The organism is Synechocystis sp. PCC 7339, from assembly GCF_019924095.1.
Lineage (GTDB): Bacteria > Cyanobacteriota > Cyanobacteriia > Cyanobacteriales > Microcystaceae > Synechocystis.
Map to the genome: position 1 here is coordinate 2,581,750 of NZ_CP063659.1, position 19,975 is coordinate 2,601,724.

14 protein-coding genes, 1 tRNA gene and 2 pseudogenes are annotated in these 19,975 nt (G+C 49.7%); 10 read left to right on the plus strand and 7 right to left on the minus strand.

Annotation, left to right across the window (positions count from 1 at the left end):
• Positions 1-45 precede the first annotated feature (45 nt).
• A pseudogene (locus IQE94_RS12275) lies at positions 46-1,707 on the minus strand (SUMF1/EgtB/PvdO family nonheme iron enzyme).
• 181 nt (positions 1,708-1,888) lie between these two features.
• On the opposite strand from IQE94_RS12275, the gene IQE94_RS12280 reads away from it, so the two are divergent.
• The 7 genes from IQE94_RS12280 (at position 1,889) to IQE94_RS18905 (ending at position 11,092) form a co-directional block, all read left to right on the plus strand.
• Complete coding sequence (locus IQE94_RS12280; RefSeq protein WP_190596904.1) at positions 1,889-2,527, plus strand: DUF3318 domain-containing protein; 639 nt, start codon at positions 1,889-1,891, stop codon at positions 2,525-2,527.
• A gap of 297 nt (positions 2,528-2,824) precedes the next feature.
• Positions 2,825-5,152 carry a cation-translocating P-type ATPase gene (locus IQE94_RS12285; protein ID WP_212718776.1) on the plus strand — a complete coding sequence of 776 codons (2,328 nt, stop codon included), beginning with the start codon at positions 2,825-2,827 and terminating at the stop codon, positions 5,150-5,152.
• A 62-nt stretch (positions 5,153-5,214) separates the two neighbouring features.
• Positions 5,215-5,688: an FHA domain-containing protein gene (locus IQE94_RS12290; RefSeq protein ID WP_194013812.1), complete on the plus strand. Its 474-nt coding sequence runs from the start codon at positions 5,215-5,217 to the stop codon at positions 5,686-5,688.
• 32 nt (positions 5,689-5,720) lie between these two features.
• Positions 5,721-6,482, plus strand: a complete 762-nt coding sequence (locus IQE94_RS12295) for a YebC/PmpR family DNA-binding transcriptional regulator (protein WP_212718777.1) — start codon at positions 5,721-5,723, stop codon at positions 6,480-6,482.
• A gap of 107 nt (positions 6,483-6,589) precedes the next feature.
• Positions 6,590-7,759 carry a glutamate--cysteine ligase gene (gene gshA / locus IQE94_RS12300; RefSeq protein ID WP_212718779.1) on the plus strand — a complete coding sequence of 390 codons (1,170 nt, stop codon included), beginning with the start codon at positions 6,590-6,592 and terminating at the stop codon, positions 7,757-7,759.
• A 158-nt stretch (positions 7,760-7,917) separates the two neighbouring features.
• Entirely contained in the window at positions 7,918-8,430 is a 513-nt protein-coding gene (trmL, locus tag IQE94_RS12305; RefSeq protein WP_212718780.1) for a tRNA (uridine(34)/cytosine(34)/5-carboxymethylaminomethyluridine(34)-2'-O)-methyltransferase TrmL, read from the plus strand.
• Positions 8,431-8,944: 514 nt separating this feature from the next.
• Positions 8,945-11,092 carry a peptidoglycan DD-metalloendopeptidase family protein gene (locus IQE94_RS18905; RefSeq protein ID WP_223342045.1) on the plus strand — a complete coding sequence of 716 codons (2,148 nt, stop codon included), beginning with the start codon at positions 8,945-8,947 and terminating at the stop codon, positions 11,090-11,092.
• Positions 11,093-11,296: 204 nt separating this feature from the next.
• On the opposite strand, the gene hpf is transcribed toward IQE94_RS18905, so the two are convergent.
• Entirely contained in the window at positions 11,297-11,872 is a 576-nt protein-coding gene (hpf, locus tag IQE94_RS12315) for a ribosome hibernation-promoting factor, HPF/YfiA family (protein WP_190596890.1), read from the minus strand.
• A 439-nt stretch (positions 11,873-12,311) separates the two neighbouring features.
• On the opposite strand from hpf, the gene lipB reads away from it, so the two are divergent.
• On the plus strand, positions 12,312-12,995 hold the full coding sequence (lipB, locus tag IQE94_RS12320) for a lipoyl(octanoyl) transferase LipB (protein WP_223342046.1): 684 nt from the start codon (positions 12,312-12,314) through the stop codon (positions 12,993-12,995).
• On the opposite strand, the gene IQE94_RS12325 is transcribed toward lipB, so the two are convergent.
• The 4 genes and pseudogenes from IQE94_RS12325 to IQE94_RS12340 all read right to left on the minus strand — a co-directional run bounded on the left by IQE94_RS12325 (position 12,976) and on the right by IQE94_RS12340 (position 15,724).
• A complete protein-coding gene (locus IQE94_RS12325) occupies positions 12,976-13,266 on the minus strand; it encodes a hypothetical protein (protein ID WP_223342047.1) in 291 nt (96 codons plus the stop codon). The genes lipB and IQE94_RS12325 overlap by 20 nt on opposite strands.
• 183 nt (positions 13,267-13,449) lie before the next feature.
• A tRNA-Lys gene (locus tag IQE94_RS12330) sits at positions 13,450-13,521 on the minus strand.
• Between the two features lie 165 nt (positions 13,522-13,686).
• A complete protein-coding gene (gene glgA, locus IQE94_RS12335; protein WP_223342048.1) occupies positions 13,687-15,120 on the minus strand; it encodes a glycogen synthase GlgA in 1,434 nt (477 codons plus the stop codon).
• Between the two features lie 137 nt (positions 15,121-15,257).
• A pseudogene (locus IQE94_RS12340) lies at positions 15,258-15,724 on the minus strand (DUF1830 domain-containing protein).
• Between the two features lie 176 nt (positions 15,725-15,900).
• Here IQE94_RS12340 and IQE94_RS12345 point away from each other — a divergent pair.
• A complete protein-coding gene (locus IQE94_RS12345; protein WP_223342049.1) occupies positions 15,901-17,496 on the plus strand; it encodes a photosystem II high light acclimation radical SAM protein in 1,596 nt (531 codons plus the stop codon).
• Positions 17,497-17,536: 40 nt separating this feature from the next.
• Here IQE94_RS12345 and IQE94_RS12350 read toward each other — a convergent pair whose 3' ends face one another.
• Complete coding sequence (locus tag IQE94_RS12350; RefSeq protein ID WP_370630475.1) at positions 17,537-18,574, minus strand: RNA polymerase sigma factor, RpoD/SigA family; 1,038 nt, start codon at positions 18,572-18,574, stop codon at positions 17,537-17,539.
• Between the two features lie 459 nt (positions 18,575-19,033).
• Here IQE94_RS12350 and era point away from each other — a divergent pair, with 459 nt between their 5' ends.
• Positions 19,034-19,972, plus strand: coding sequence for a GTPase Era (gene era / locus IQE94_RS12355; RefSeq protein WP_190596878.1), 939 nt, complete (start codon positions 19,034-19,036; stop codon positions 19,970-19,972).
• Positions 19,973-19,975: the final 3 nt, after the last annotated feature.

Genomic DNA, 19,975 nt, shown 5'->3' on the forward strand with positions numbered 1-19,975 from the left:
CAAAATAGACCGATGCAAGCGGGAAAACATTAATCAAACTCTGGCTCAATCCAGAACTAAACGAAAACCGCTGTTGCTGAACCTATTGTTTAGGCTGTTACCGAAGCGGAAGGAAGAAGAGCAGTTTATAGGATTGTCGATACAAGAACCACCTCGAAGTAGCTTAACTTTACTGCTAAATATTTTTTTGTCCTCATCTCCATTGATTAGTGCCTCTTGATCATTATTATGCCAATCATAATCGCACCATTCCCACACATTGCCGTGCATATCATACAATCCCCAGGGATTGGGTTTCTTTTGACCTACAGGATGGGTTATCCCTCCTGAATTGTTGCTATACCAAGCGTAATCCTCCAACTGTACTTCATCATCCCCAAAGGAATAGAGGGTTTGGGTTCCGGCTCGGCAGGCGTATTCCCATTCCGCTTCCGTGGGTAATCGATATTTTTTGCTAGTTAAACTTACTAAATCTTTACAAAAAGATTGGCCGTCGTTCCAACTGATCTGCTCAACTGGATTTTTAGGATTAGGCTTAAAAATACTACCACTAAAGTATGAAGAATTATTTCCCATTACTGCTTGCTACTGTTCTTGCGTAACCGGATATTTACCCAAATAAAATTCCCTCAAGGTGACTCGATGGATTGGTTTTTCATTATCCTTTTGATTCGAGCCCATCATAAAGCTGCCAGCAGGAATTTTTATCATTTCTAATTTCACTCCCCCAGGCAAAATGTCAATTAGAGTTTGTGTGTTTCCTGACTGCAGTTTGGTTTTGGGTATAGTCGGTATCTTGACGTTCGTCTGGGTGGAAACTTTTGGAGTTATAAAGCCCAGATCTTTTAGCGCATCGGCAGCACTTTGATAGCGTTTTTTCATTCCCAAAATCACCAGCTTTTCTAAAATATTGCATAACTCATTGCTCACTGAATTATTGACTAAATAATCCCGCCAGCACCATTCATGTTCTCCCTGGTCAAATAAGTCAAAGGGGGAAATTCCTGTCAATAAATGTAAGCAAGTGACACCTAAGCTGTACAAATCACTGGCATTGACCGCTTTCCCATTCATCTGCTCCGGGGCAACATATTCCGCCGAGCCAATTATGGTTCCCGTGACCGAGCGTTTTCCAGGCTCGACAGCCTTAGCTGCGCCAAAATCCACCAAAACTAATTTTTGATCCGACTGACGACGAATAATATTTTCCGGTTTAATGTCCCGGTGAATTACCTGATGACTATGAATAAAGTCCAACACTGGCAACAAGTCCATCAACAGTGCTCGAATTTTTTCCTCATTAAAAACCCCCTTACTTTCTAACTCCTGGGCTAAATTTTCTCCCTCGACATATTCTTGAACTAAATATTGACGCTGATCATCGGCAATGAAATAGGCCAGCAATTCTGGTATTTGCCCATGATTGCCCAAATCATCCAGGCGTTTTGCTTCTTCCTGGAATAACTCCGCCGCCTTGCCCAAAGATCCAGTTCCCTGCCCCTGGGGAAAAAATTGCTTAATCACACAACGGGGCTGGGATGGCTTATCCAAATCCACCGCCAAAAAAGTTTTACCAAATCCTCCCTGGCCAATCAGCTTTAAAGCCTGATAACGATCCTTGAGCCAAAGCTTTTGACCGCATTTTTGACAAAATCTATGGGTGACTGGGTTAACCGCTAGACAATCGGGGTTAAGACACTGGCTCATGGCTTTATCAATACAGACCTATGACTTACTATGATGCTCCAAATTCATCAACTCAACCCATGAAAAACGAAATTTATCGGGTTGCTGGCGATCGCCTTGGCGGTGGGCCAAAGGAAAATGTCAAAATGGGTTAGGATTATCCAGATCCACTGTTGATCAGTCAAGAAAATAGCAAACTGCCATGACCTCCTACTCCTCTGCAACGGCCCGCGCTGAAATGAGTGAACTACGGCGCTTGAAAAGTTTACTGCCGCCGGAACTCCAAAGTTGGGTAATGGTGGAAGGTAGCACCGAAGTTAACCCGCCCCTGATCCGTTCGGAGGAGTTGGGCCGGGATGAGATTGAAATTCAGGTGGATTTGGCCAAATGGGAAAACCTGGCCATTGACCAGCGGAATTTACTGTTTTGGCACGAAGTGGCCCGCGTCCAAAGCGATACCATTCCCCGGGAAGGTTGGGAAATGGCGGCCCTGGCCATTGGTTTAGGGGGGGCAGTCGGAGAACTGTGGGTGCAAGATGGATTGCTGTTGCTCCTGGCCTTGGGACTATGTGGCATTTCTGGCTATCGGCTCTGGCAAAAAAATAACGGCGACAAACGCATCAAAGAGGCGATCGAGGCGGACGAAAAGGCCATTACCCTTGCTACCCGTTTTGGTTACACCTTGCCCAATGCCTATAAAAGTCTTGGTAGTGCTTTCAAAACTTTAATTGAACAAACCCCGAACCGCCGCCAACGTAAACAGTATGAAACCCGTCTTCAGGCTTTGCGCCAAAGTGCGGCCAAAATGAAAGCTAAAACCCAAAAGGCTAAAGCTCTCTAAACATTGTTAGTTTGCATACTAATCAGGATTTAATTCCCCTGCCCTGGCGTAGGCTGACACTGCCATTGATTGAGTATCTGTTCATAACCGTTGTTCCTAAAGGGGTCTGTGAGCTGTTGAAGAGAGTTTGGTACATAACTTGCGACCATCCACATCCATTGATCAATTGAGGATATGGAAGCCCTTAACTTCAACAAGGAGCGGGAGTGCCGGGGCAGATAGCAAAATTGCTTGGTAAGGTGGAAAAAATTCCCCCATGATTGGGACTGATGCCCTGTTTACTTTATTACCTCTACCATGGTTCAACTTTCCCCGACCCCTGCATCAACCCTGACTGACAACGATGACAATGGGCAAAATCAGACCAGTAGTTTAACCCTCGATGTGGGGGGCATGAAGTGTGCGGGTTGCGTAGCGGCGGTGGAAAGGCAATTGGGTCAATTAGCCGGGGTGACAGACAGTTGCGTCAATTTAGTTACAGCAGTGGCGGTGGTACGCTATGCTCCGGAAAAAATTACTCCCCAGGCGATCGCCGAACATTTGAGTCAGCGGGGATTTGCCAGCCAAATTCGTCAGGGCCACGGGGGCATTGCTTTACCAAGGGCGGAAAACGGCAGTAAAGAAAACGTTAACTGGGGCTTGGCCATTGCCCTGGTGTTACTGCTCCTATCGGCACTGGGTCATCTGAGCCATTTCGGTGGCCCCATGATTCCCTTTTTCCATCACCCTGTATTCCACTGGGGTCTGGCTACTTTGGCGATCGCCATACCGGGGCGGGAAATTTTCTTCGATGGTTGGCGGGGTTTACGATTTGGCCATGCCAACATGAATACCTTGGTGGCCCTGGGTACTGGCAGTGCCTACCTCACCAGTTGCATTGCCTGGATTTGGCCCGGGTTGGGCTGGGAATGTTTTTTCGATGAGCCAGTGATGCTATTGGGGGTGCTACTGCTGGGCAGAACCCTAGAAAGTAAGGCCAGACAAAAAGCTAAATCTGCTTTGACGGAACTGTTAGCCCTGCAACCTTCCTTAGCCAGACTGGTGGGCAGGGGAGATACAAAAGGGGAAACTGGCATTGAAATTCCCGTGGAACAGGTGCGGGTGGGGGAATGGGTGCAGGTGTTACCAGGGGAGAAAATTCCGGTGGACGGCATTTTAGTGGCGGGAAAAACCCTGGTGGATGAGTCCCTCTTGACGGGGGAATCCCTGCCCGTGGAGAAAAAAATTGATGACGCGGTCATTGCCGGAGCTTGGAATCAGTCCGGGGCCATTACCATTGCGGCTACCCACATTGGGGCAGACACCACCTTGGCTCGCATTATCCAACTGGTGGAAACGGCCCAAACCCAAAAAGCCCCCATGCAACGGTTAGCGGATCAGGTGGCGGGCTGGTTTGCCTATGGCGTGATGGCGATCGCCTTGGGAACGTTGACCTTTTGGGCCACGGTGGGGCAATCATTTTTCCCCCAGATGGTTACGGACACAGGACTTTCTCCTCTTTTATTAGCCCTTAAACTAAGCGTTTCGGTGTTAGTCGTGGCCTGTCCCTGTGCCCTCGGCTTAGCCACCCCCACTGCAATTTTGGTGGGCACCAGTTTAGGGGCTGAACAGGGCATTCTGATCAAAGGGGGCAACATTTTAGAAATTCTCCAGCGCACTACGGTGATGGCCTTCGATAAAACGGGCACCCTCACCCAGGGCAATTTACAGCTAACGGATACGTTTCCGGTGATAGATATTCCAGCGGCCCAGTTATTGACCTTAGCGGCCTCGGTGGAGCAGGGAACCCGCCATCCCCTAGCCCAGGGATTAATCTCCAGTGCCCAAGATCTGGAACTTTTGCCAGTGGAGAATATTGAAACGGAAGCGGGGCAGGGGGTGCAAGGTTGGTACCAAGGCGATCGCCTATTGGTGGGGAATCAACAATGGCTCATGGAAAAGGGAGTAATGTGGCACTCCCAATGGCAAACAGAGGTGGACCAACTGCGTAACCAGGGAAAAACGGTTATTTTTGTGGCCCGCAATCAACAATTGCAAGGATTTTTAGCCCTGCAGGATACCCTCCGCCCGGAAGCTAAGGCCACCATTGCCCAACTGAAACATTGGGGTATTACTCCCCTATTGTTAACCGGTGACCATCCCACCATCGCCGAGGCGATCGCCATGGAGGTAGGTATTGCAGAATTCCAGGCCCAGATGACGCCCCAGGCCAAGGTGGCTAAAATTAAGGCAATGCAAGCGTTAAATCCTGCCTCGGTGGTGGCCATGGTGGGGGACGGCATCAATGACGCTCCAGCCCTAGCCCAGGCCAATGTGGGCATTTCCCTCTCCGGGGCAACGGCAGTGGCCATGGAAACGGCGGATGTGGTGTTAATGCGCTCCCAATTGTCCGATGTGCTCAAAGCCTTGACCCTGAGTCGTAGCACGGTGGCTAAAATCAAGCAGAATCTACTTTGGGCCCTAGGTTATAATCTGGTGGCTGTGCCCCTGGCCGCTGGGGCGTTTTTGCCTAGTTTTGCCATTGTACTGACTCCGGCGATCGCCGCCGCTATGATGGCCAGTAGTTCCATTGTGGTGGTGTTGAATGCCCTGAGCTTGCGGCACCAATTTTCCGCCGTAGACTAATCTCCGGGTTGGTAGTTTAGTTAGCCCGTCACCGTCCGCCTTTGTTCTTTTTTCCCCTGGCCATGTCTGATCCCTCGGCAAAACCCCTGCAAGAGCACGTCCTGATCATTTCAGATGACGGTGGCCATCGAGAAGTTTTACTCACTGAAACCTTCTACACCATTGGGCGATCGCCAAGGGCCGACATCCGCATCAAATCCCAATTTGTTTCCCGTATCCATGCGGTGCTGGTGCGTAAATCCTCCGACGATGTTCAGGCTGCTTATCGGATTATTGACGGCGACGAGGATGGACAGAGTAGTGTTAATGGTCTCATGATCAATGGGAAAAAAAGACAAGAACATACTATCCAGACCGGAGACGAAATTGTCATGGGTCCCCAGGTCTCTGTGCGCTACGAGTACCGCCGCCGGGATCAATTTGGGACCATTCCAGGCAACGAGCAATTTGATATTACCCTCATTGACCCTGGCATGATCGAAGATGAGGAGGAGATCCCCACCTCTGTTTCTTCCTCTCCCCCAGAAATGGAATAATTATGGGGGTGTTCGTTAGACGGTAAGGACCAATGGGCGGTCGTAAATGGCAAAGTATTAAACGGCAAAAGGCACGGGTGGATGCCCAAAAAGGTAAAACCACCACCCAATTATCCCGGGCCATTATTGTGGCCGCCCGTCAGGGCCTTCCCGATCCGGCGGGCAACTTTCAACTGCGGACAGCCATTGAAAAAGCCAGGGCCGCAGGGGTTCCCAATGACAGCATCGACCGGGCGATCGCCAAGGGGGCAGGGACTTATGAAGATGGGGAAAGTAACTACGAAGAAATGCGCTATGAAGGCTATGGCCCAGGGGGAGTAGCGGTGTTAATTGAAGCCCTCACCGATAATCGCAACCGCACAGCGGCGGATCTGCGGGCGGCATTTAGCAAAAAAGGAGGCAATTTAGGAGAAACCGGTTGTGTCAGTTGGATGTTTAGCCAAAAAGGAGCAATTCGCTTGGAGGGGGAACTGGAGGAGGAAAAATTGCTGGAAGCTTTGCTGGAGGGGGAGGGGGAAAGTTACGAATGGCTAGATGAGGAAGATGGTGGTGGTGTGGAAGTTTTCAGTGCAGTGAGTCAACTGGAAAGCCTCAACCAAGTGTTACAGAACCACGGCTTTGCCATTGCAGAATCGGAACTGCGTTGGTTGCCGGAAAACACCATGGAAATTGCTGACCCAGACCAAGCCAAGGCCCTCATGCAAATGATTGAGACGTTAGAATCCTTGGACGATGTGCAATCAGTCACCAGCAACTTTGAGTTAACGGAAGAGTTGTTAGCCCTGGCGGGGTAGGCGGTGAGATACTAGGGAAGCGGAGTGTTGATCCATTTTCAACGCCTTTCCGTATTTAATGTTTCCTGGTGGTCTTCCCCCCAACTAATTTTAAAGAGGCGAGTGCAGTGCAGTTGACTAAAGGGTTAGAAGTCGAAATCTATACCGGCAAGAAGACCGGGGAGATTGTGGGGCTTTCCGACCGCATTGTGCGGGATTTAAGTGGATTTGTGCGGGAGCCGGACAGCCGTAATGTGGAATACACTACGCCCCCTATAAATAGCTATGATCGCCTGTTGTGTGCCATCCTCCAGCCCCGTCGTCAATTGCGCCATTACCTTAGTCAACTGGGGCAAGACTACACGTTAATACCAGGCAGTTGCCTGGCCCTGGGAGGGACGGACACCTTTTACCGTTCTGACCCCCAAAATCCCTACCACACTTACATCGAACAAACCTACGGCACCCAGGTGGTCACCGCCAGCATTCACATTAATATAGGTATCCCTGATGTAGAGGAATTGATGCGGGCCTGTCGTTTGGTGCGGATGGAAGCACCCCTATATTTGGCCCTTAGTGCCTCTTCTCCTTTTTTAAATGGCCAGGTAACCGGCTACCATTCCAGTCGTTGGCAGATGTTCCCCAAAACTCCCCGGGAAGTGCCCCTCTTTACTAGCCATGCTCATTTTGTGCAATGGACTGAGGAGCAATTGACCCTGGGCACTATGCAAAATGTCCGTCATCTTTGGTCGGCGGTGCGGCCCAACGGCGATAATCGACCCCATAATCTGAACCGTTTGGAGTTACGGATCTGCGATTTGGTCACTAATCCCCTTTCTCTTTTGGCGATCGTGGCCCTACTGGAAGCCCGTTTACAACAAATGCTGGCCGACCCCACCCTGGACCCCCTCCAACAAAGTCAACTTACCCCCTCGGAATTGTTGGCCCTAGCGGATCAAAATGAAATCTCCGCCGCCGTTAGTAGCCTGGACAGCACCCTGCACCATTGGCGGGATGGTCGGGCGATCGCCGCCAAGGAATGGATTGAGGAGTTATACCAGTCCGTACAACCAGAAGCCAAATACCAAGGCTTTGCTTGCTTTTTGCCACCATTGCTGAAAATTCTGCGGGAAGGCAACACCGCCCAACAATGGTTGAGCCAATATGAGCAGGGTAAAAGTCCCCAAACCACTGTCCAGGAGGCGATTCTCCAAACGGAGACAGAGGAAGCCATGCTGGCCCAGGACCTCTGCCTACCTCTAACCAAAGCCCGGGATGAAACACTGAGTTTAGTCTGATGGCCTCAGTAGCTGATAAAAAATCATAAACTTTTGCTGAGGGGACAGTTTAATAACTGTTGTTTATCAATAGTTTGTGATCTCCGTTACTGACATGGGAAAATATTTTTGACCATTTTTCGGATAAATCCTGATTAAATCCTGTAAAAATAACCTTTATGGTGAAAATTGTCCTAGTTAATCCCCAAATTCCCCCTAATACTGGCAATATCGCCCGAACTTGTGCTGCCACTGGGACAGAATTGCATCTGGTCGGGCCCCTGGGTTTTGAACTGGGCGATCGCTATCTCAAACGGGCGGGATTAGACTATTGGCCCTATGTTGACCTCCATTATCACAATAGTTGCGAAGAATTTATTGCCCATTGGCGCACCCAGGGGGGCAACCTGCTCGGTTTTAGCGTCACCGGCACGGTTAATTTTTGGGACTACACTTACCAACCCACGGATTGGCTGATGATGGGCAGTGAAACAGATGGTTTACCCCAGATGATGCGGGATTTATCTACCCAGTTACTTTGCATTCCCATGCCCCACGGTAAGGTGAGAAGCTTGAATTTGGCCTCCAGCACCGCCATTGCCCTGTTTGAGGCCCGGCGACAGTTACGCAGTCTTGGGGAGGAGATTCTGCCACTGCAATGGGATGGGGCAAAAGTGACAAAATCGAACTAGTGAACTGATAAGGAATTGTGATGGCCGGAGCGAATTAGCCAAGGGCTCGATTCAATTAAAATTTCTGATTAAAAATAGACCTAGGACTAATGGTTCTCGGCGATCACCGGGGGATTTTTTCCGAGAAAAGTAGGCAAAGCAGCTAGGGAAAAAGCTTGGCAGGGCAAGGAAATTTGCCAGAAACAAAAAGCGGAGACCTACGTCTAGGGGGTCAGTTAACCACTGATCTGAATTCGTTACTATTTTTCACAACTCTGTAAAAACAGGAATTTCTACCAGCTTGTCGAATCATTGAAAGCAGGTTAATCTTTCTTAGCAGTCTTCATTCTTCATTAGGTATATTGGCTCAGTCAAATTCAGTAGTGGAATTTAATCTCCCATCAAACCTGAAATGGCTGTGGCGGTCTAACAATCTAGCTCTAGGTTTTAGGCTCATTCACACACAAGGAGGTTCTTCTTGAAAGACGTACTCAATCAACCGGCGACATTTTTTCCCTCGTGTTCATCCCCTTTGATGGAGACTAGTTCTTATAATGGAAGCACTAAACAGGAGGGTACTGTGCCCCTGGGCGAAGGATACCGTCGGGTTCGCCGCTCTGCTGCAATGGTGGGTTTAGCTGTTTCCATGGGAGCAACGGGAATGTTGTTTTCCCAAACCGCCACCGCCGCCACCAGTTCTGGCAACTCCCCCTTGGTTGCGGTGAGTAACTTGTCCCTAGACCAATCCCATGGCTCCCCCACTGAGCCCGTGCTGGCTTCCCCTTCCCTGAAGCACCAAGTCAAAGAAGGGGAGTCCCTTTGGCAAATTAGCCAAGCTTTTCAAGTGGACGCCAAAGCCATTGCCCTGGCCAATAGCATCAGCACTGATACGGCGTTGCAGGCAGGACAAGTACTCAGTATTCCCAGACCTAGTTCTTCAGTAAAAGCGGCCAACGACCAAGCTCCTGCTGCCACTATTCCGCCCCTAGCTCCCCTGGAGCAGACTGATTCCCTGGTTGTCTCTTCATCCTTAGCTCCCGGTCAGTCTTCTAGCACCGCTAATACCATTGCCGTTAAGCCTAAGGCCCAAACTTTAGTTGCCGATGTGAGTCGCCCGATGCAGGGCACCGTCGTTGAACCGTTGGAAGAAAAGTTAACTTCCCAAAGAATTAAAAGTACCGCTGAAGATGCAGGCATTAAGCTCGACACAAAAGCTTCCCTGCCCAGCCCCGTAGAAGTGGCCGCCGCCGCCCATGGCGATCGCCCCATTCCCATTGCCGTGGTAGCGCCGGAAGAGTTTACCGCCATTGAAGTTCAGCCTAGCTCCAGCCCGGCCAATCCCCAATCTATGCCCGTGCCTACTCTCCCCGCTGTGGCCCCAGCTCCCAGTAAAGCCCAACGGCAAGATGAATCCTTAGCCTCTGGGGAAGATATTTCCTTAGATAATTTGCGTCAGAATGGTATGGCCCAGCCGGCCCAACCAGTGCAAACGGCGTTAAACATTGACCAGCCCGTGGCGATCGCCGTTATTCCCCCCGACACAGCCCCGGCGATCATGGCCCAGCCTCCATTGCCCACGGCTCCGGTGGTGCTGGAAACCAGTCCGACCATGGCGGCATTGCCCTCTCCTTCCAGTGTTAGCCCTGATGTTGGCGATCAAATATCCTATCAAGTGAAGCCAGGGGACACCCTCAGTCAGATTGCCCATTCCCATGACATTCAGCCAGAAATAATCCAACAAGCAAATGGTCTGAGTAATCCTGACGAGATCAAAGCAGAGCAGATTTTGGTAATTCCCCCTCCCACCACCGTGGCGGCAGTTCCGGAATCCACTACCCCCAGCCTGCCTAGTTTTGTTTCCACCCAGCACCCAGCCCAGACAACGGTGGCCAGGGCCCAGAATGAGCCGGAGGCCCAGTACCAAACCCAACTAAAGGCAGAGGTAACCCAGCTCAATCAAACCCAACCGACCAGAACTCTCATGGTGCCCCAAAGGGCCGTGACCGTTGCCCGCCAAGTTAACAACGAAGCGGTTCCTGATTGGCAAGCCCGTTCCCCCCAAGTCCTACCTGCCAAGTTCAACCAGCCCCGGCAGGATTTAGCCCAATTGCAACGGCAATATTCTCCCCAGGGACAAAGGAGTCAGTTTTCTACTTCTGTCGGTCAGTCCCAAATTGTTGGTGCTGCCCCCAGTCCAGTGCAGAGTTACAACGACAGTATTCAGATTCCGGTTATCCAGGAAGTTAGCCCCGAATTGCCGGGTTTGAGTACTCCTGATTTTCCCCGCGGCCCAGCCCAGTTTAATGGCTACATCTGGCCTGCTAAGGGAGTCTTCACTTCTGGCTTTGGTCCCCGTTGGGGTCGCATGCACCGCGGCATTGACATTGCCGCCCCCATTGGCACCCCTATCATGGCAGCGGCCTCCGGAGAAGTGGTCTTTTCTGGTTGGAACTCCGGCGGTTTTGGTAATTTGGTTAAAATTCGCCATGGTGATGGCAGTGTTACCTACTATGCCCATAACAACCGTTTGTTGGTGCGTCGGGGAGAATACGTCGAACAAGGTCAACAAATTGCGGAAATGGGGAGTACCGGCCGCAGTACTGGTCCCCACCTCCACTTTGAAATTCGGGTAGGCGGAACTAATGCCGTCAATCCCGTGGCCTTGTTGCCCCGTAGTCGCTAGATTCTATTTCGTCGCCATACTGCTGGATCGTACCTCTTAAGTGTGTTTATTCCCCTGGGCCTGACGCTGTGAGTAACAGCTATAGGCTAGCCCAGGGGCTTTTATTTGAGGGGGCCATGGGATAAAGTTTTTGAGCAACAACAAAAAAGGACAGGTCTTTCGGACCCATCCCTGCTTTATTTGAGGTTAAGTTTCAGTCATTAACTAGTTGGCTTGGTGGGGCTGAATAACGCCATAGCCGCCATGGTTGCGGATGTAGATAACGTTAATTTCATCGGTGTCCTTATTGCGGAACATATAAAAGTCATGGTCCACCAACTGCAGCTGTTCCAGGGCTTCTTCAATGGCCATGGGGGGCATGGCAAAATATTTCATCCGCAATACTTCTGAAGGTAATTCGGGAGCCCGATCGCCAATTAGATTTGCTTCCACCGGCTTGTCTTCAACAATTTCGCTAGTTTTGACATTGCCATGTTGCTTATCTTGGATACGTTCTTTATATTTCCGCAATTGACGGGCAATTTTATCGGCCACCAAATCAATGCTGGCGTAAAGATTTTCACTGCCTTCCTGGGCTCGGATCACTGTACCGTTGGCATAGACCGTTACTTCCGCCTTATGTTTGTTAGTAATGCGGGCGTTGCGGGCCACGGAAAGATGAACATCAACTTTGGTAGTTAGATTTTGAAAATGTTTAACTGCTCTCTCGACTTTTTCTTCCACGTAATCATGAATCGCTTCAGTAACTGTGATATTATTGCCCTGAATTAACAGTTTCATACTGAATTCTCCCTTCGTAAAATTAATAAAAAATGAGCAATGGTTGGGTTTTTGTGGATCTACCTTGGGTTCTAAAAACCAGGTTAGATTAGGCAACTATTCCCAGAAACAGTGGGGTGGAATCATTACTTGAAACGCCTTGTCGCTAAGGATATTGAAAGTATGGATCATTGAAGAAAGCACCATAAATTTGGGCTTAGTGATGAATTATAACCCTGACATTGTTATTCTTTGGTTCACTTTTAACCATCCCTAGGGTAGAGGTAAAGTCTTCCAGAGAATTGTGGTGGTAAATAATCAACCCCTAAGACTATCTTCAGATTAGCACTATGTATTGAATAAGACTTAATCCGTTAGGTGATTTTGACTTTCCTTTGCATCTCTTTACGTTTCTTAATTTCTGGCAACTTTAGCTTAATTCTGTTTCCGTTGTAGCTCCATGGCCAATCCTTCCTGTCGTCTATTATCGTTGGGGCTGGTGCCCTACTGCCAAGCCTGGCACTATCAACGCCAATGGGTCAGGTCCAAACAAGGCGATCGCCAACGGGAGGACGGACTGATGCTGTTGGAGCATCCCCCGGTCTATACCCTGGGCACTGGTTCCCAAACCAAGTATCTGAAGTTCGACCCGGAACATCCCCCGGCGGAATTGTGGCGCACGGAACGGGGCGGGGAAGTAACCTATCATTGTCCCGGACAATTGGTGGGCTATCCCATCCTGGATTTAAATCATTTCCAGAAGGACTTGCACTGGTATTTGCGACAACTAGAAGAGGTGTTGATCGTCACCCTGGGCAAATTAGACCTACCGGGGGAGCGTATTCCTGGTTTAACGGGGGTTTGGTTAGGGGGCCATAAGGTGGCGGCGATCGCCATTAAGGTCAGTGGCTGGATCACTTGCCATGGTTTTGCCCTCAATATTTGTCCTGATCTGGCAGGATTTAGCCAGATTGTGCCCTGTGGCATTGGCGATCGGCCGGTGGGAAGTTTAAACCAGTTCCTACCTGGTCTCACCGTTGAGGAGATTCGCCCCCTGGTTATTCAAGCCTTTGCTGAAGTCTTTCCAGTGACCTGGATCACCACTGGGGGAGTGCCCCCCTGGCTCAGCGACGATGTTGCTTAGTTAACATAGGTAAGGGTTGGCGCTGGGTGCCACCACTAGGGGGTAAATAACGGCGAGGAGGCTGTTTAACGGCGATCGCCTTAGTTTTTTCCGACTGCCACCAACGCACTCCTACCCCCAGCAGGGCCACCATCAAGCCTAGGGAAAATAAACTCCACTTACCATCTACTCCACCCATAACCATATCCACCGCCGCCACAACTAGAATGAAGCTGGAAATCGGCTCACGGCGATAAAAGACTTTAACAAAACGGGGCCAGTAAAAATTCATTCCTAAATGGTTCCAAAACCCTCTGGGGGAAACTTAACTACAATATAGCCTTTATTTGCAATTTCTCTCGGCTGTGAACGGGAGGATTAAGCCAGCAGCAACCAAGGAGGAAAAGCATGGCAAAAGAAAAGTTCCAAGGGTGAGCGACCGAGACTGCCTTTAGGTAAGATGTTTGGAGAAATATGGGTCGCCTGGGATTCGAACCCAAGACCAATCGGTTAAAAGCCGAGTGCTCTACCGCTGAGCTAGCGACCCGTTGTGCCTTATTGGCACGATTTATAACGTTAACATAGCTTTTGTTTTATCACAAGCATTGGGCACGAAAAATTTTCAAATTTGCCTATGGAAGGAGAATCTGGGTCGGCAGTGGAGCGGGGTTCGGGTTTAAGGTTTTAGTTTTACTTCACTGCCGGGAGTTTGTTAGCGATAGGAAGCCGTTAACTTGGCAATTTTTTCCTCTTCTGTGGGACTCAACTCCTGGGGCTTGCCCAACACACCTTTATAGACCTTGATATATTCTCCGGCGGAACGGTACCAACTAAAATCTGCCTTCATGGCCCGTTGCTGTAATTTTTGCCAATCGGCCTTGAAGCGAAAACCTTCCCAGGCCCTCACCATGGCGGTAAAGCAGTCCAGGGGTTCATAGCGGTCAAAGCAATAGCCAGTGCCTGCTTCATTGATGGGATCATAGAAAGATACCGTATCCACCAATCCACCGGTACGCCGCACAATGGGGATACAGCCATAACGCATGGCCATTAGTTGACTCAAGCCACAAGGCTCAAAGCGAGAAGGCATTAAAAACACATCCGCTCCGGCATAGACTCGACGGGAAAGGGCATCGTTGTGGAGTAATTGCACCGCCATCCGTCCAGGAAATCGGGACGCCATCTGCCAAAGTTGGGTTTCGTAATGGCGATCGCCAGTGCCGAGGATAATTAACTGGGAATCGGTATAGGACATGAAGCGGTCAAGAATCTGAATCACCAGATCAATACCTTTCTGTTCCACCAAGCGCGCTACTATGCCTACCAGCATGGCATTACGGTTAATTTCTAACCCCGTCTCCTCCTGGATGGCAATTTTATTTTTTACCCGTTTATCTAAACTTTCCGCGTCAAAGGCGCTACTAATAAAGCGGTCTTCGGCTGGGTTATAAGTCTCCGTATCAATGCCGTTGAGAATGCCGACTAAATTACCACTGAGGTAGGACAATAACCCCTCTAGTTTTTCCCCATAGGCAGGGGTTTGAATCTGTTGGGCATAGGTGGGGGAAACCGTGGTCACCCGATTGGCAAACTGGATCGCCGCCGCCATTACATTATCTCCCTGCATATACCAGGGACACCAAGTCATACTTTCCAACAAAGCCCGCCAGGGCCCTTGGTAGGCAAGATTGTGGATGGTAAATACAGTGGCAATGTCTGGGGATTGGTGCATCCAAACAGGGATCATGCCGGTGTGCCAATCATGGCAGTGGATAATTTCTGGCTTCCAGTGGTTCCAGGCAAATTCCGCCGCTCCGTTGGAAAAAAAGGTAAAACGCCAAGCCTCATCTTCCCCCCCATAGATACGACGGGAATCGAACACAGGATGGCCAAACAAATAAAGGGGAATGTCGGTATCGGGGAGGTTAGCTTGGTAAACGGCAAACTGCTGGAACATGGCTTCCCCTTTCCAGACCGGCTCCAAGGGCACATCAATTTTGTCGCTAATGAAACCGTAGTAGGGCATGAAAACACGGACATCATGGCCCAACTGATGCAGAACTTTGGGCAGGGAACCCACCACGTCCCCCATACCACCTACCTTTGCTAGGGGGGAGACTTCCGCCGCCACAAATAAAATCTTCATACCGTCGTTAATTCCACTAATTGAGTTCGGGGCCTGGTTACCATGCTTTCCGCTCAATTATATGATGGTGCCGGTTCTCCATCGGGGAGTATGTCAGGTTAACGGCGACTTTTTTTCACTCTCTGGTTTGAGTTTTCCTAGGCTACTAAAGATTGGGAAGGGATTCCGGCAGAGTCGTTTTGGTCTTCTGGTTCTGGGGAAGCAAATCCTTCCGAGTCCAGTCCATCGGGGTTGATGCTGAGCTGTTCACAGGGAATGGTGTCGGAAATAATTGAGCTCGCCATCATGCCAGTGTGAATTTCCAACTGGGCACTCGGCACCGCCTCAAATACTAACCGTTGACCAGGGAACACAACTCTTTCAAAATACCAATTGGGGACATTGGTAATGCGAGCCACTTGAATTTGATTGGTGGCATTAACGTAGCAACAGAATAGGGCTGACGGCTGGTCGTTGGGGATGGGATCAAGAATTTGAGACATGGCAGGCATGGGATTTTATTAAAAAAAGGTCTTTTTACTATTCTGGACAAAGCTAACACCCGCTGATCCCGATTCGCTGTAAAGATAATTACAATCAAATTTTTTGACTCTGGCTTTGCCATGGGTTTAGGAAAATTTTTTCTGGGTATTTTATTTTGTCTTTGGCAATTACCCGGGGCTGGAACAGTTAAAATCTGGGCTCGGCAGCCCCAGCCAATCATTAAGATATATTACAATTGTGAGGAGGTGGGGCTAATCCCTCCCGTCGCTGATCTCACCCTACCAGTGTCCCAACGCCATGACTGATCGCTTTTTGTACGTTCGTCTTCCCTGTAACCCAATTTTCCCCATTGGGGTGGTTTATCTGGCGGACCATGTCCATAAATGCTTTCCGGCGATCGCCCAGCGAATTTTTGATTTAGGCACTATTCCTCCCCTAGATTTCAACCGCGCTTTGGATGAATGTATTGATGAATTCCAGCCGACAATTTTGGTTTTTTCCTGGCGGGATATTCAAATCTATGCCCCGGTGGGGGGAAGGGGCGGCAATCCTCTCCAGAATGCGTTTGAGTTTTACTACGGCAAAAATCCCCTGGTGAAACTGAGGGGAGCTCTGGGTGGTTTGAAAGTTACCAGCGTCTATTACGGCGAATTATGGCGCAATTTGGGCTTAATCAAGCGGGGATTGCGGAGGGCAAAGCTTTATTGCAGTGATCCCCAAATCATTGTCGGGGGCGGCGCCGTCAGTGTTTTTTATGAACAGCTAAAAACCAAGTTGCCAGCGGGCACCATTGTGTCAGTAGGGGAAGGGGAGACGTTACTGGAAAAATATTTGCGGGGGCAAGCCATTGAGGATGAACGATGTTACGTGGTGGGCCGCAGTCAGCCCCGGCCCCGGTTAATCCATGAACAGCCCTCCCCCATGGTCAAAACCGCCTGTAATTATGGCTACATCGAGTCCATTTGGCCGGCCTTCGACTATTACCTCCAGGAAGATGATTTTTACCTAGGGGTACAAACAAAGCGGGGTTGTCCCCACAATTGCTGTTACTGCGTTTACACCGTCGTAGAAGGGAAACAGGTCAGAATTAACCCCGCCGCTGAAGTGGTGCAGGAAATGCGACAGCTCTACGACCGGGGCATCCGCAATTTTTGGTTTACTGATGCCCAATTTATTCCAGCTAAAGTTTTCATCGATGACGTAGTGGAGCTGTTGGAGGCGATCGCCGCTTCGGGTATGGAGGATATTCACTGGGCGGCCTATATCCGGGCTGATAATTTAACCCCACGGTTATGTGAACTGATGGTGCAAACGGGGATGAATTACTTTGAAATTGGCATCACCAGCGGCTCCCAGGAATTGGTGCGGAAAATGCGCATGGGCTACAACCTCCGCACCGTGTTGCAGAACTGTCGAGATCTAAAGGGAGCGGGCTTTAACGATTTGGTTTCCGTCAATTATTCCTTCAACGTTATCGATGAAACCCTGGATACCATCCGTCAAACCATTGCCTACCACCGAGAATTGGAAGCTATTTTTGGTGCCGAAAAAGTGGAGCCGGCCATTTTCTTCATTGGGCTACAACCCCACACCCATTTAGAAACCTATGCCCTGGACAAAGAAATCCTTAAACCAGGCTATGACCCCATGAGCATGATGCCTTGGACGGCCAAAAAATTACTCTGGAATCCAGAACCCCTTGGCTCATTTTTTGGTGAAGTTTGCCTCCAGGCTTGGCAACAAAACCCCAATGATTTCGGTCGGGAAGTAATGGATATTCTGGAACAACGCCTGGGCAAAGCTGATCTGGAAACCGCCCTCAATGCTCCCCTGCCCAAGCAAAAAAATTTCCCCCCCACCATGGCAGAGGGAAAAAAACTCAGTCCTATTTAGCTTGGCCAGATGCTGGCCGAGTGGCACCGTAATTGGGCAACTAACTGGCGATAATATACTCTGCCATATTAGCCCGCCGACGCTTCAGTTGGGTAAGAGCTTGGTTTTCTAATTGGCGGACCCTTTCCCGGCTGATGTTGAGATGCTGGCCAATTTTGGCTAAAGACAGCTCCTGGCCATCGTTAAGACCAAAGCGCATGGTCAGCACCGCCTGTTGTTGGGGCGTTAATTCCGCCAGCAAATTTTGCAAGTCCTGGCGCATGGACTCCTGGGTGATGTAGGCATCGGGGGAAACTCCTTCGTCCTCCAGCAGTTCCGATAATTCCGTGTCCTGGTTATCTCCCACCCGCACATCGAGGGAAATGGGTTGGCGGGACAGGCTGAGGTACTCGCGAATTTGACTAGGATCAATTTCCAGGGCCTGGGCCACTTCGGCGGGGGTGGCACTGCGACCCAACTGTTGGGAGAGTTCCCGTTGGGTTTTTTTGATTTTGTTTAACTTTTCGGTGATGTGAATGGGCAAACGGATAGTCCGGCCCTGTTGGGCGATCGCCCGGGTGATGGCTTGGCGGATCCACCAGTAGGCGTAGGTGGAGAATTTATAGCCTTTGGTGGGGTCAAATTTTTCTACTCCCCTTTCTAAACCGAGGCTACCTTCTTGGATCAGATCCAAAAATTCCATATTCCGCTTCTGATATTTCTTGGCGATCGCCACTACCAAACGGAGGTTAGCTTCAATCATCTTGCGTTTGGCCCGTTCCCCTTGGCCCAGGTAACGCTGTAGTTTCGTCACCGACAAATCCGCCGCTTCAGCCCATTCCCCATCGGAGGGCTCTCGGCCTAGCTTGTCGGCCAGGGCTTTTCTCTGCTCCAGCAGAGCCATCATTTGTTGGACTTGTTTGCCGAGGATAATTTCTTGCTCATGGGTTAACAGGGGTACCCGACCAATTTCATGGAGATAGGACCTCACCATATCGGCGGTGAAAGTGGGGGTGGAGGTAGGGGAGGAGAGATTGGCGGTGGGCATTCGGAATGACTCCTTAATGAAGAGCAACAGAATAACTGTCACTGTTACCATCTTTCCCAAAAATGCCTTAGACTAAGTCATTGATGGTGGAGAATAGGGTAGGTAGTGCAGTCGTCAATTTTTTACACCGTGTCCTAGCGAGTGGGCCTCTAGACGCCGCAAATGGTGACAAGGTTCAGGGATAATCAATAATTTTTGTGATCTTAGTCTGGGGTATTGCCACCGAAACCAACATCACGCTCCTACAGCCGCATAGCTAAAAGATACCCAAAAAATCAATATCACCATGATGACGAATTATTAAGGGATTCCACAAGGGCTAGGATGAAGGATTACCGAATGGCACAGGGGGGTTAACCCAACATATTTTTTTGTCAAGCTGGCAAGCCGTTTTCTCTTGGGATGGTTTACTCCCTTGACTTTTCCCGTGGCTGATTAATTCAGTGGCATTTTTAAAGTTTTTCTTCCCGATCACCATAAACTGCGGAATTTTTAGGCTCAATTTTTTTGATGGATATCCCCAACACCACTGCAACTATTCCCCAGGCTCCTCCAGATTTTCGTTCCGGTTTTGTGGCTATTGTGGGCCGTCCCAATGTGGGCAAATCAACTTTGATGAACCAATTGGTGGGACAGAAAATTGCCATTACTTCTCCGGTGGCTCAAACCACCCGCAATCGACTTCAGGGCATTGTCACCACCCCTACCTGTCAGATGATTTTGCTCGATACCCCTGGTATTCACAAGCCCCACCATGAGTTGGGGAGAGTATTGGTGAAAAACGCCATCCAAGCTATCCATAGCGTTGATCTGATCGTTTTTTTGGTAGATAGCAGTGCAACTTTGGGTCGGGGAGACCAGTTTGTGGTGGATTTGCTCCAAAAAAGTGATGGGCCGGTGGTGGTGGGACTTAATAAACAGGATCAACAACCCCCAGACCAGCGCGAAGAACTTAACGCTAGCTATGAAACCCTGACAGAAGACCATGGCTGGCCCTGCTTTAAATTTTCCGCCTTGACGGGGGAAGGTTTAAGTGATTTTCAGAGTGCCCTGGAAACAAGACTGGAGCCTGGACCCTATTACTATCCGCCGGATTTGGTCACTGATCAGCCAGAACGCTTCATTATGGGCGAGTTAATTCGGGAACAGATTTTGCTGCTTACTCGCCAGGAAGTGCCCCATTCCGTGGCGATCGCCATTGAGAAGGTGGAGGAAACCCCCCAGCGTACCAATGTTTTTGCTGCCATTACAGTGGAAAGGGGCTCCCAAAAGGGCATTATCATTGGGCAAAAAGGTAGTATGCTCCAGGCGATCGGGAGTGCGGCCCGGCAACAAATTCAAAAATTAATTTCCGGGGACGTTTATTTAAAACTATTTGTCAAAGTTGAACCAAAATGGCGGCAGTCTCGCCAGCAGTTGTTAGAATTTGGATACCGTGTGGAAGAGTAGCAA

Bases quoted from the DNA above. Each gene is read 5' to 3' on its own strand.
- IQE94_RS12280 (WP_190596904.1), top strand. From the start codon at position 1,889: ATGACCTCCTACTCCTCTGCAACGGCCCGCGCTGAAATGAGTGAACTA.
- IQE94_RS12285 (WP_212718776.1), top strand. From the start codon at position 2,825: ATGGTTCAACTTTCCCCGACCCCTGCATCAACCCTGACTGACAACGAT.
- IQE94_RS12290 (WP_194013812.1), top strand. From the start codon at position 5,215: ATGTCTGATCCCTCGGCAAAACCCCTGCAAGAGCACGTCCTGATCATT.
- IQE94_RS12295 (WP_212718777.1), top strand. From the start codon at position 5,721: ATGGGCGGTCGTAAATGGCAAAGTATTAAACGGCAAAAGGCACGGGTG.
- trmL (WP_212718780.1), top strand. From the start codon at position 7,918: ATGGTGAAAATTGTCCTAGTTAATCCCCAAATTCCCCCTAATACTGGC.
- IQE94_RS18905 (WP_223342045.1), top strand. From the start codon at position 8,945: ATGGAGACTAGTTCTTATAATGGAAGCACTAAACAGGAGGGTACTGTG.
- hpf (WP_190596890.1), bottom strand. From the start codon at position 11,872: ATGAAACTGTTAATTCAGGGCAATAATATCACAGTTACTGAAGCGATT.
- lipB (WP_223342046.1), top strand. From the start codon at position 12,312: ATGGCCAATCCTTCCTGTCGTCTATTATCGTTGGGGCTGGTGCCCTAC.
- IQE94_RS12325 (WP_223342047.1), bottom strand. From the start codon at position 13,266: ATGAATTTTTACTGGCCCCGTTTTGTTAAAGTCTTTTATCGCCGTGAG.
- glgA (WP_223342048.1), bottom strand. From the start codon at position 15,120: ATGAAGATTTTATTTGTGGCGGCGGAAGTCTCCCCCCTAGCAAAGGTA.
- IQE94_RS12345 (WP_223342049.1), top strand. From the start codon at position 15,901: ATGACTGATCGCTTTTTGTACGTTCGTCTTCCCTGTAACCCAATTTTC.
- IQE94_RS12350 (WP_370630475.1), bottom strand. From the start codon at position 18,574: ATGGTAACAGTGACAGTTATTCTGTTGCTCTTCATTAAGGAGTCATTC.
- era (WP_190596878.1), top strand. From the start codon at position 19,034: ATGGATATCCCCAACACCACTGCAACTATTCCCCAGGCTCCTCCAGAT.